Below are 12,805 nucleotides of genomic sequence, written 5' to 3'. Positions count from 1 at the left end.
CCGGTCCCGTGTTCTGGGTTTCCACGATGAGCCATCGGCCCGAGAGCCTGCCGCCGGTTGCGGTTTCGACAGGAACCCACGTCACCCGATAACGCCACGCGTCGGAGCGCTTGAGCGGTGCCTGCACGCCGCGCCGTACGAGCGCCGTCGGCAGCCAGAAGCGGTCGCGGCGGAAAGGGTAGGTGGGCAGCGGCACGCGACGCGCGCCGGTGTCCTCGAAGACGCGGTCCCAGTCGACGCGGATTCCGTGCGCGAACGCGGCACCCACCGCGCGGCGCCACTGGCCGAGATCGCCGGCGCCCCGCTGGAGGGTGCCCAGCGCGGTGGCGGGGACGCCCTCGTCCTCCGCGATCTCGTCGATCGCGGAGCCGAGCAGCGGGTGCGGACCCATTTCGATGAACGTGCGGTGCCCCTGGCGCAGCAGTGCCCGCAGGGTGGCCTCGAACTCCACCGGTTCCCGCATGTTGCGGTACCAGTACGCGCCGGTCAGCTCCTCACCGGCGTGCACCCCGGCGGTCACCGTGGAGAAGAACGGCACCCGCGCGGACGTCGGCCGCAGGGGGGCGAGCACCGTCAGAAGTTCGGTGCGGAACTTTTCCACCTGTGGTGAGTGCCCGGCGAAGTCGACGCCGGGCAGTGCCCAGCGCAGCACCTCTTCGGCGGACAGCCGTGCGCCGAACTCCTCCAGTGCGCGTGTGTCACCGGCGACGGTGACCGAGGCCGGGCCGTTGACCGCCGCGACGGAGATCCGCTGCTTCCACGGTTCGAGCAGCTCACGGGCCCGGTCGGCCGGGGCCATCACCGAGAGCATGCCGCCGTTGCCCGCCAACTGCCCCCACAGCCTGCTGCGTTCGGCGATGATCCGGGCGGCGTCGTCCAGCGAGATGGCACCGGCCGCGTATGCCGCCGCCACCTCGCCCTGGGAATGACCGACGACAGCCGCCGGCCGTACGCCATGCGACTCCCAGAGCGCCGCGAGCGAGACCATCATGGTGAACAGCACCGGCTGTACGACATCGGCGCGGTCGATCGGCGGGCTGTCCGGGGCTCCGTGCAGCACATCGAGGACCGACCAGCCGAGGTGGGGCACCAGTGCCTCCGCGCACGCCTCGGCCTTCGCGCGGAAGACCGGTGCGTCGGCGAGGAGCCGCGCGCCCATGCCGGCCCACTGCGAGCCCTGCCCGGGGAAGACGAATACCGGTGCCCGGTCGGAGCCGGCCTCGCCGAGGACGATATCGGCGTCCTCCTTTCTGTACGTCCTCTCGCCTCCCTCGCCTCCCTCGCCTCCCTCGCCTCCCTCACCTCTCTCCGCTCCGTGCGCTCCGTCCGCTCCCTCCGCGACCGTGCGTAGCCGGGCGATCAGCGACTCCCGGTCGTCGGCCGTGATCGACACCCGGTGGGACAGCGAGGCCCGCGTGGTGGCCATGGAGTACGCGGCATCGGCCGGGGTGATCTCCGGGTCGGCGGTCAGGTGATCGGCGAGCCGCCGGGCCTGCTCACGTAACGAGTCCGCGCCCGCCGCCGACAGCGGGAGCACGGTCACCGGGGACTCGGTCACCGGGGACTCCTTCCCCGGTGACTCGGTGACCGCATCGGACGGTGGCGGTGGTTCTTCGAGGATGAGGTGGGCGTTGGTGCCGCTGACGCCGAAGGCGGAGACGGCGGCCCGGCGCGGGCGGTCTTCCCGTACGGGCCACGGCCGCGCCTGCGTGAGGAGTTGAAGGGCACCGGTGTCCCAGTCGACATGGGAGGACGGGGTGTCCACGTGGAGGGTGCGGGGCAGTGTGCTGTGGCGTATCGCCTGGACCATCTTGATGACGGCGGCGACACCGGCGGCTGCCTGGGTATGCCCGATGTTGGACTTCAGAGAACCGAGCCATACGGGCGCGTCCTGGCGGTCCTTGCCGTAGGTGGCGAGGAGTGCGCCGGCCTCGATGGGGTCACCGAGGGGAGTGCCGGTCCCGTGGGCTTCTACGGCGTCGATGTCCCCGGCCGTCAGCCCGGCGTCGGCCAACGCCTCGCGTATGACCTTCTGCTGGGCGGGACCGCTCGGTGCCGTGATCCCGTTGCTGGCGCCGTCCTGGTTGACCGCACTGCCCCGTACCACCGCCAGCACCCGATGCCCCAGACGTCGCGCGTCCGACAGCCGCTCCACCAGCACCACACCGACGCCCTCGGCGGGGCCGAAGCCGTCGGCGGCCTCGGCGAACGCCTTGCACCGGCCGTCCGGCGCCAGCCCGCGCTGGCGGGAGAACTGCACGAAGAGGGCGGGATCCGCGATGACCGTCGTACCGCCCGCCAGCGCCAGGTCGCATTCGCCGCGGCGCAGCGACTGCACCGCCAGATGCAACGCCACCAACGACGACGAACAGGCCGTATCCACCGTCAACGACGGTCCTTCCAGCCCCAGGGCGTACGAGACGCGGCCCGCCGTGAAGCTGACGATCCCGGCCAGGAGCTGAGCCTCCAGCGCGGCGTCGGCCGGCTCCACGCCCCGCTGGTAGCCGCTCTCCCACGCCCCGGCGAACACCGCGGTGCGGCTTCCGCGTACGGACTTCGGGTCGATTCCGGCCCGTTCCAGCGCCTCCCACGAGGTCTCCAGCAGCAGCCGCTGCTGGGGGTCCATGGCCAGCGCCTCGTTGGGCGAGATCCCGAAGAGACGGGGGTCGAACCGGTCGGCCCCCCGGATGAATCCCCCCTCGCGGCAATAGGTGGTCCCCGCCCGCTCCGGGTCGGGGGAGTACATCGACGTCACGTCCCAGCCGCGGTCCGCCGGTGCCTGGGACACCGCGTCGGTCCCGGTACGCAGCAGCTCCCACAGGTCCTGCGGACCGCGCACCCCGCCGGGCAGCCGGCAGGCCATGCCGACCACGGCGATCGGCTCACGCGCCCGCTCGTCGATGGTCCGCAACTGCTCGGTGGCCCGGTGCAGTTCGGTCGTCACCCGCTTGAGGTACGAGCGCAACTTCTCCTCGCTCGACCCGCTCGACCCGCTCGACCCGCTCGACCCGCTCGACCCGCTCGACCCGCTCGACCCGTTTGACCCGCTCGACCCGCTCGACCTGTTTGACGCATTCTGAATATTCGAGGCATTCGACACAGAGGCTCTCCCTTCGTGGACTGTCTGATCCGGTGCCGGGCCACCCGGTCAGGACGCGCCGTACCGCTCGTCGATGAACGCGAAGATCTCGTCGTCGTCCGCGGTCCGCAGGACGTCGGAGATGTCGTCGCCGAGGTCCGCCGCACCGTCGTGCAGGCTGCGCCAGCGATCGGCCAGTGCCTCCAGGCGTGACGTGATCCCGGTACGGGTCTCGGGGGTGGGCGCCAGGGCCGGGACGCCATCGGCGGTGAGGGCGGCCAAGGCCTCCTCGATCCGGTCGAGTTCGGCCAGCAGCGGGGCGGCCGGGCCTGACTGTTCGGGCGCGAGCAGGCCGTCCAGATGGGCGGCCATCGCGGCCGGGGTCGGATGGTCGAAGACCAGGGTCGCGGGCAGCCGCAGCCCGGTCGCCGCGCCCAGCCTGTTGCGCATCTCCACGGCGGTCAGCGAGTCGAAACCCGCGTCCCGGAAAGCCCGGTCCGGGGAGACCGCCGTACCGGATTCGTGGCCGAGCACGGCGGCGACGAGTTCGGTCACCAGGGACAGCAACCGGTCGTGGCGTTCCTCGGCGGACAGTGCGGACAGTGTGGACCGCAGCCCGGCGAATCCCTCGGCGGTGCCGTGGGCGGGCCGGGAGAAGCCGCCGCGGTCGCCCCCCTCGTCGGCCGGGGTGCTCGTGACGAGTTCCGTCAGCAGGGGCGGGATCGTTCCCGAGGCGCGCAGCGCGGCCGGGTCGAGCCGCATGGGAACCTGGACGGACGCGTCCACCGCGAGGACGGCGTCGAACAGGGCGGTGCCCTGGGACGCGGACATGGGCGGGAAGCCGCTGCGGGCGAAGCGCCGCTGAAGGTTCTTCTGGTCCAGTTCGACGGCCATCCTGCTGGTGTCGGACCACAGTCCCCAGGCCAGCGACACCGCGGGCAGGCCTAGCGCCGCCCGCCGGGCCGCGATGGCGTCCACCACGGCGTTGGCAGCCGCGTAGTTGCCCTGGGCCGGGCTGCCCAGCAGACCGGCGCTGGACGAGAAGAGGACGAACGCCGAGAGGTCCGCATCGCGGGTGAGCCGGTCCAGGTGGACCGCGGCGTCCACCTTGGGCCGTAGCACCCGCCGTACCTGCTCGGGTGTGAGGGCGGTCAGCCACCCGTCGTCGAGGACACCGGCGCTGTGGACCACCGCCGTCAGCGGATGCCCGGCGGGCACCCGGGCGAGCAACTCCCGTACCGCGTCCGGTTCCGCGACGTCGCAGGCGACGACGGTGGCCGACGCGCCCAGATCGCTCAGCTCCCGCACCAGCTCCGCCGCGCCGTCCCCCTCAGGACCGCCGCGCGAGGCCAGCAGCAGGTGGCGGACGCCGTGCCCGGTGACCAGATGGCGGGCGATCCGGCTGCCGATGGTGCCGGTGCCGCCGGTGATGAGCACCGTGCCGTACGCGTCGAACGCGGGCGGCATGGTCAGCACGAGTTTCCCGGTGTGCCGCGCCAGGCCGAGGGTACGCAGGGCGTCCGCGGCGCGGCGTACATCGTGCGTGGTGACCGGGAGCGGACGCAGCACTCCGCGGTCGAACAGCTTCATCAACTCGGCGAGCAGACGCCCCAGTTCGTCGCTGCCGGCCTCGTTCAGGTCGAACGCCCGGTAGCAGACGCCGGGGTGGTCGGCGGCGACCTGTTCCGGGTCGCGCGGATCGGTCTTGCCCAGTTCGAGGAAGCGGCCGCCAGGTCCGAGCAGCCCGAGGGAGGCGTCCACGTACTCCTTCGTGAGCGAGTTGAGGACCACATCGACGCCGGCCGTCCCGCCCGGTCCCGCGAACGCCGCCGCGAAGTCGAGGGTGCGCGAGGAGGCGATGTGTTCGTCGGGAATGCCCAGGCCGCGCAGGACATCCCACTTGCCGGTGCTCGCCGTCGCCCGTACCTCGGCGCCGAGATGGCGGGCGATCTGTACGGCGGCCATGCCGACCCCTCCGGCGGCGGCATGCACCAGCACGGTCTCTCCCGGGCGCAGACCGGCCAGGGTGACCAGCCCGTAGTAGGCGCTGAGGAACACCGCGGGGACCGAGGCGGCCTGGGCGAAGGACCAGCCGTCGGGGATCGGGGCGAGCAGCCGGTGATCGGCCACGCACACCGGGCCGAAGCCGCCGTTCCACAGGCCCAGCACCCGGTCGCCGGGGCTCAACCCGCTGACATCGGGGCCGACTTCGGTGACGACACCCGCGCCCTCGGTGCCCAGCTCCGCCTCGCCCGGATACATGCCCAGGGCGAGGAGGGCATCGCGGAAGTTCACCCCGGCCGCTCGCACCGCGACACGCACCTGGCCCGGTTCCAGCGGGGCCTCGGCATCGGGGGCGGGCACCAGGGCCAGGCTGTCCAGAGTGCCGTCCGCGCCCCGGCCCAGCCGCCAGGCGCCTGCTCCGTCCGGCGGGGTGAGCGGCCCGTGGCCGTCACCGCCGGACCGCCGCAGCCTCGGTACGTACACCGTCCCGGCGCGCACCGCGCTCTGCGGTTCGCCGGCCGCGAGGACGGCGGGCAGCGCCCGCGCCGAGGCCGGGTCGTCGTCCAGGTCCACCAGCAGGAACCGGTCCGGTTCCTCGGCCTGCGCGGAGCGCAGCAGGCCCCACGCGGCGGCAGCCGCCGGGTCGGTCACCTCGTGGTCGCCGCGCACCGCGACCGCGCCCCGGGTGGCCACGACCAGGCGGGTGCGCTCCCATCCTGCGGGTGCGGCGAGCCAGTGCGCGAGGAGTTCCAGCAGCCGGCAGGTGACGGCCTCGGCGTCGGCGGCGACATCGTCACCGGTTGCGGCGGGCACGCCGAACACCAGGACGTCCGGGGCCGGACCGTCCGTCAGGGCCGGTAGCGGGCCGTCCTCCAGAGCGAGTACGGACGGCTGCCCGTCGGCGGCCCCGGCCAGGCCCAGTACGTCGGGCCCGGCCACCGCCCAGCGCACCCGCGGCGCGATGGCGGGCGTACCGGACCGCTCCTGCCAGCCGACGTGGAAGAGCGAGTCGGCGCTCGCCGGCCGGCCGGCCGGGAGCTGCGCGGGGTCGACCGGGCGCATCAGGATCGAGTCGATCCCGGCCACCAGCCGCCCGTCGGCGTCGGTGCACCGGACCCGTACGGCATCCTCGGCCACCGGCGAGACCCGCACCCGCAGCCGGTCGGCGCCGGTGCGGTACAGCCGGACGCCGCGCAACGCGAAGGGCATCCGGACGCGGCCGTCCTCGGGGAAGAACCCGCCGAGACTCATGGCCTGGAGCGCCGCGTCCAACAGCGCCGGATGCAGGCCGAACCGGGCCGCGTCGGCCTGTACGAGGGTGGGCAGCGCGACCTCCGCGAGGATGTCGTCGCCGTGCCTGCCCGCGCTCACCAGGCCGCGGAAGGCCGGGCCGTAGCTGTAGCCGCGCTCGGCGAACCGGTCGTAGAAATCGCCGGTGTCCAGGCGTTCGGCGCCGTGCGGCACGGCCACCGGGGAAGCGTCCGGCACACTCCCGTTCGCGTCCCCGTTCTCCTCCTCGCCGCCGGCCTCGTCGGGGGTGAGCAGGCCCTCCGCGTGCAGGGTCCAGCCCTCGGCGCCCTCGGTACGGGCATGCACCGTGAAGCGGCGCGCCGAGTCCTGGCCGGGCGCGCCGACCGTCAGCCGCAGCCGGACGCCGGTGCTCTCCGGCACCGACAGCGGTGCGGCCAGGGTGAGTTCCTCGATCCGGCCGGTGCCGGCATGGCGCCCGGCCCACAACGCCAGCTCGGCGAACGCGGCACCCGGCAGCAGCGCCGTTCCCATCAGCGCGTGGTCGGCCAGCCAGGGGAAGCTGTCCGTACCGATGCGCGCCGTGTACACGTGGTCGCCGGAGCCGGGGACCTCCACACCACCGCCGAGCAGCGGATGGTCGGCGATGTCCAGCCCGAGGGAGGCGGCGTCACCGCCACGGGCCGTGCGGCGGTACCAGTAACGCTCGCGCTGGAACGGGTAGGTCGGCAGATCCACATGGCGCGAGTCGGAGCCGAACAGTGCCTCGGCGTCGATCTCCACGCCGTGCGTGTACGCGCGGCAGATGGCGACGGCCAGCCACCGGGCGCCGCCCTGGCGGCGGCGCAGGGTTCCCAGTACCGAGCCGGAGACACCGGCATCGCCGATCGTCTCCTGGAGGGAGACGGCCAGCATGGGGTGCGGGCTCGTCTCCAGGAACACATCGTGGCCGTCGGCGATCAGGGCACGGGTGGCCTGCTCGAACTCGACCGGTTCGCGCATGTTGCGATACCAGTACGCGGCGTCCAGCTCCGCGGCGTCGGCCAGCGGCCCACCGGTCACCGTCGAGTAGAAGGGGATGTCGAAGCGCCGGGGCGTGACCGGGGCCAGCACCTCCAGCAGGTGCTCCCGGAGGGTCTCCACCTGCGGCGAGTGCCCGGCGGTGTCGACACCGGGGATCGGCCGGGCGGGCACGCCCTCACCGGTCAGCTCGGCGACCAGCTCCGCCAGGGCGTCGGGATCCCCGGCGACGGCACAGGCCCCCGGGCTGTTGACGGCGGCGACGGAGAGGCGGTCGCCCCACGCCGCCAGCCGGGGCCGCAGGTCGTCCACCGGCAGCGGCACCGCGACCATGCCGCCCTTCCCGGCCAGCCGCAGCCACGCCTGGCTGCGCAGGGCGACGATCCGGGCCGCGTCGTCCAGCGACAGGCCGCCGGCCACATGGGCGGCGGCGATCTCCCCCTGGGAGTGCCCGACGACCGCGGCCGGTTCGACGCCCAGCGAACGCCATGCCGTGGCGAGCGAGACCATCATCGTGAACAGCACGGGCTGCACCACGTCGACCCGCTCCAGCGGCGGCGCGTCCGGTTCCCCGCCCAGCACGCCCAGTACGGACCAGCCGAGGTAGGGCCTCAGCGCGGCGTCGCAGGCGTGCGCGCTCTCCCGGAACGCGCTGGAGCGCTCGAACAGCCCGTCGGCCATCCCGGCCCACTGCGAGCCCTGGCCGGGGAAGACGAACACCAGCCCCTCGGCCGTACCGGCGGTGCTGTTCGTCACCAGCGGGTGGGGACGTCCTTCGGCGAGGTCGTCGAGGGCCGCTATCAGCTCCGTGAAGTTCTCGCCGACCACGGCGGCCCGCTGCTCGAAACGGCTGCGGTCGGTGAGCAGGGTGTAGCCGACATCCGCCGGATGCATGTCGGGACGGGCGAGCAGATCCGCGCGCAGCCGCCGCGCCTGGTCGCGCAGCGCGGCCTCGTTGCGTGCGGACATCATCAGCGGCACGGTCACGTCCTGCCACCACTCCTCGGACCACACGTCACCCGCGTCTCCCGCGTCGGGAGAGCCCGAGAGGGGCTCGGAACCGGTGGGCTGCGGTGGCTCTTCGAGGATGAGGTGGGCGTTGGTGCCGCTGATACCGAACGCGGAGACGCCCGCCCGGCGCGGGCGGCCCTCCCGCTCGGGCCACGGCCGAGCCTCGGTGAGGAGTTCGACGGCACCGGACTTCCAGTCGATACGGGAGGAGGGGGCGTCGACGTGGAGCGTGCGGGGCAGTGTGCTGTGGCGCATCGCCTGGACCATTTTGATGACCCCGGCGACACCGGCGGCTGCCTGGGTGTGCCCGATGTTGGACTTCAGTGAGCCGAGCCATACGGGATGGCCTGCGCGGTCCTTGCCGTAGGTGGCCAGGAGCGCCCCGGCCTCGATGGGGTCGCCGAGCGCCGTGCCCGTTCCGTGGGCCTCCACGGCGTCGATGTCGCCGGGGGCCAGCCCGGCGTCGGCCAGCGCCTCGCGGATGACCTTCTGCTGGGCGGGGCCGCTCGGTGCGGTGAGCCCGTTGCTGGCGCCGTCCTGGTTGACGGCGCTGCCCCGTACCACCGCCAGCACCGGATGGCCCTTCTCCTGGGCGTCCGACAACCGCTCCACCAGCACCACACCGGCGCCCTCGGCCAGACCGACCCCGTCGGCGGCCTCGGCGAACGCCTTGCTCCGGCCGTCCGGGGAGACCGCCCGCTGACGGGCGAAGTCAACGAGCATCTCCGGCGTGGACATCACCGTGGCGGCGCTCACCAGCGCCAGATCGCACTCGCCCCGGCGCAGCGACTGCACCGCCAGGTGCAGCGCGGCGAGCGAGGCGGAGCACGCTGTGTCGACGGTGACCGCGGGCCCTTCCAGGTCGAAGAGGTAGGAGAGCCGGCCGGACATCACACTGGCCGAGTTGCCGGTGGCGATGTAGCCGTCGAGGCTCTCGTCCCCGTCCTGGAGCAACGGCACGTAATGCTGCCCGTTGGTGCCCGCGAAGACGCCCGTACGGCTGCCACGTACCTTCACCGGGTCGATTCCGGCCCGTTCGAAGGACTCCCAGGCCGTCTCCAGGATCAGCCGCTGCTGCGGATCCATCGCCACCGCCTCACGCGGGCTGATCCCGAAGAACTCGGGGTCGAACTCGGCGGCGTCGTGCAGGAATCCGCCCCCGCGCGTGTACGTGTGCCGAGGGGAGTCGGGGTCGGGATCGTAGAGGCCGTCGTTGTCCCACCACCGGTCGGTGGGGAAGGGCGTGATGGCGTCGGCCTCGGCGGACAGCAGGTTCCACAGGTCCTCGGGGGAGTGCACCCCGCCCGGCAGCCGGCACGCCATGCCGATGATCGCGATCGGCTCGTCCGCCGGCACCGGGGCCTGCGGGCCGTCGGCGGCGGCGTCCCCACCGCCGAGCAGCTCCTCACCGAGATGGCGGGCGAGCGCGGCCGGATTGGGGTGGTCGAAGACCAGGGACGCGGGCAGCGTCAGCCCCGTGGCGGCGGCGAGCCGGTCGCGCAGCTCGACCGCCGTCAGCGAGTCGAAGCCGAGGTCCCGGAACGCCCGCGAGCTGTTCACCGACTCGCCGGTGGCCTTCCCGAGCACGGCGGCGGCATGCGTACGGACCAGTCGCAGCAGGGTGACATGCCGCTTGGGACCGGTCTGGGCGGACAGTTCACGTACGAGTTCGGAGACCGCCGGGTCGCCCGTCGCCGCCGAGCGTTCGGCCTCGCGCAGCCGCCGTACCTCGGGGATGTCGTCGAACAGGGCGGCCGGGCGTACCGAGGTGTAGGAGGCCGCGAAGCGGTCCCACAGGACATCGGCGATCGCCCCGCAGGCGCTGCCGCGCTCCAGCAGGCGGCGCAGCGACCCCACCGCCTCGTCGGCGGCGAGCGGGGCCAGACCACGCCGGTTCAGGAACTCCGGGTCGCTGCCCTCGGCCGATACTCCCTCCGCCCACGGACTCCACGCGACCGAGACCGCGGGCAGGCCCGCGGCCCCGGCCCGCTCGGCCAGGGCGTCGAGAGCGGCGGTCGCGGCGGCATAGCAGCCCTGCGCCGCCCCTCCCCACACGCCCGAAACGGAGGAGAACAGCACCAGCGCGTCGAGGTCCGCCCCGGCCGCCAGGTCGATCAGATGCTCGGCGCCCGTCGTCTTGGCGGCCACGGCGGCGGCGACACCGGCGGGCGTCGTCTCGGCGAGCGGCACCAGCGGCACCATCGGCGGGGCGTGCACCACGACAGCGGGCGCGTACGCGTCGAACAGACCGGCCAGCACCGAACGGTCCGTGACATCGCAGCGGACCGGTACGACAGCGGCCTGGGCGAGCCCGGCCGCCGCGACGGAATCCGCGTCGCAGTCAGGACCGGCCAGCACCACGCGCTCGGCGCCGTCATCCAACAGTGCCCCCACCAGCCGGCCGGGCACCGTCGCGGTGTCCCCCGCGATGAGGACCGTGCCCCGGGCACGCCAGGCGGGCGGGGCCGAGGCGGCCGGGGTCCGCAGCACACGGCGGCCGAAGACCCCCGAGGTCCTGATGGCGACCTGGTCCTCGGCACCGGGCTCGGCGAGCACCCCGGCGAGCCGGTCGAAGACCCGCGCGTCGGGCCGCTCCGGCAGGTCGATCAGCCCGCCCCACTGCTCGGGCAGCTCCAGCGCCGCCGCCCGGCCCAGGCCCCACAACTGCGCCCCGGCGGCGGACGGCACCTCGTCGGGCGTGGCGGCGACCGCACCACGGGTGACGGTCCACACCGGTACGGTGCCACCGAGTTCGGCCATCGCCTGCACGAGGGCGAGCGTCGCGGTGACCCCCACCGGCACGGCCGGATGGTCCGGGTCGGGGTCCGTGCACAGCCCGAGCAGCGAGACGGCACCGGCCACCGCGGTGTCCCCGTTGACGGCAGGCTCCAGCAGGCCGCGCAGCACCTCGCGGCCCGCACGCGCCGGGTCCGCCACGATACGGCGGACCGTCCCCCCGAAGGAGACGATCGCCTGTTCCACGGCATCGGCGGCCGGGGTCTCCCGCTCCCCGGCGGGCACGATCAACAGCCGCAGTCCGGGCCGCCATTCACCGGTGACCGGACGCAGCGCCTGCCACGCCACGTGGTAGGCCAGCCGGTCGCCGTATCTCGCCCCGCCGCCGGACTCGTCCGCCGAGGTCCCGTCCGCCGCGCCCGCGTGACCGGGCTCCACCGGGGCGACCCAGTAGCGTTCGCGCTGGAAGGCGTACGTGGGCAGGTCCACCGGACGCCCACCGGCGCAGAGCGTGCTCCAGTCCACCGCGACCCCACCGACCTGGGCCTGCGCGGCAGAGGTGAGGAAGCGCCGCAACCCGCCCTCACCGCGCCGCAACGAACCGACCGTCGGCACAGCCGACCCCAGGCTCTCCAGGGTCTGCCGGACACCGACGGTGAGAACGGGGTGCGGGGAGCACTCCACGAACGCGTCGATCCCGTCGGACAGCATGGCGCGCAGCGCGGCCTCGAACCGTACCGGGCGGCGCAGATTGCGGTACCAGTACGTGGCATCGAGCGCCGCCGTGTCGATCGGCGCCGCCTCGACGGTGGAGTAGAAGGGCAGGTCACCGGAGCGCGGCCGGATCTCGGCGAGCACGGCCGTCAACTCCTCCTCGATCCGCTCGACATGACGCGAGTGCGAGGCATAGTCGACCTCGATCCGACGGACCCTCACGCCCTCGGCCTCCAGGCCGCGCAGCAGCGCCTCCAGAGCGCCGGGCTCCCCGCAGACGACGGTCGACTCCGGCCCGTTGACGGCGGCGATCTCGATGTCGGCGGCGGTCTCGATGCCGTCGGCACCGCCCAGCCGTTGCTCGATCTCGGCCGAGGCCAGGGCCACCGACGCCATACCGCCCCGCCCGGCCAGCTCACGCGCGATGAGCCGGGAACGCAGCGCGACCACACGCGCGGCGTCGTCCAGCGAGAGAGCCCCGGCGACACAGGCGGCCGCGATCTCGCCCTGGGAGTGCCCGATGACGGCGGCCGGTTCGACTCCCAGCGAACGCCACAGCGCCGCGAGCGCGACCACCACCGCGAACGTCACCGGCTGTACGACATCGACCTGGTCGAGGCCGGGCGCGCCGGGGGCACCGCGCAGCACCTCGGTGAGCGACCAGTCCACGAACGGCGCGAGCGCGGCCTCGCAGCGCGCCAGCTCCTCGGCGAACGCCGGTGCGGTGTCCAGCAGTTCGGCCCCCATACCGGCCCATTGCGAGCCCTGGCCGGGGAAGACGAACGCGACCCGTTGGCGGACATCCGTCGCCGTACCGGTGACGGTGTCGGGGGCGACATCACCGGCGGCCAGGGCGCCGAGCGCGGCCATGAGGGCCTCTTCGTCGCCCAGGAGCACGGCTCGTTCGGTGAAGGTGGTGCGGGTGGTGGCGAGTGAGTGGGCGATGTCGAGGGGGTTGGTGTGGGTGTGTTGGAGGTGGGTGCGCAGGTGGGC

Annotated in this window: 2 protein-coding genes and 1 pseudogene; 1 reads left to right on the top strand and 2 read right to left on the bottom strand. The window is 73.7% G+C overall.

The annotated features are described in order from the left end of the window. Positions 1–2,968, bottom strand: a pseudogene (locus ACIOJD_RS34470) (type I polyketide synthase); the annotation flags it as partial. Here ACIOJD_RS34470 and ACIOJD_RS34465 point away from each other — a divergent pair. After that, on the top strand, positions 2,949–3,080 hold the full coding sequence (locus ACIOJD_RS34465; RefSeq protein ID WP_401920571.1) for a hypothetical protein: 132 nt from the start codon (positions 2,949–2,951) through the stop codon (positions 3,078–3,080). The pseudogene ACIOJD_RS34470 and the gene ACIOJD_RS34465 sit on opposite strands and share 20 nt — an antisense overlap. A 68-nt stretch (positions 3,081–3,148) precedes the next feature. On the opposite strand, the gene ACIOJD_RS34460 is transcribed toward ACIOJD_RS34465, so the two are convergent. Then, complete coding sequence (locus ACIOJD_RS34460) at positions 3,149–12,709, bottom strand: SDR family NAD(P)-dependent oxidoreductase (protein WP_401920568.1); 9,561 nt, start codon at positions 12,707–12,709, stop codon at positions 3,149–3,151. Between the last annotated feature and the right edge of the window lie 96 nt (positions 12,710–12,805).

It is taken from the genome of Streptomyces sp. NPDC088116 (assembly GCF_044741745.1).
GTDB lineage: Bacteria > Actinomycetota > Actinomycetes > Streptomycetales > Streptomycetaceae > Streptomyces.
This window is presented reverse-complemented; position numbering and strand designations above follow the sequence as displayed.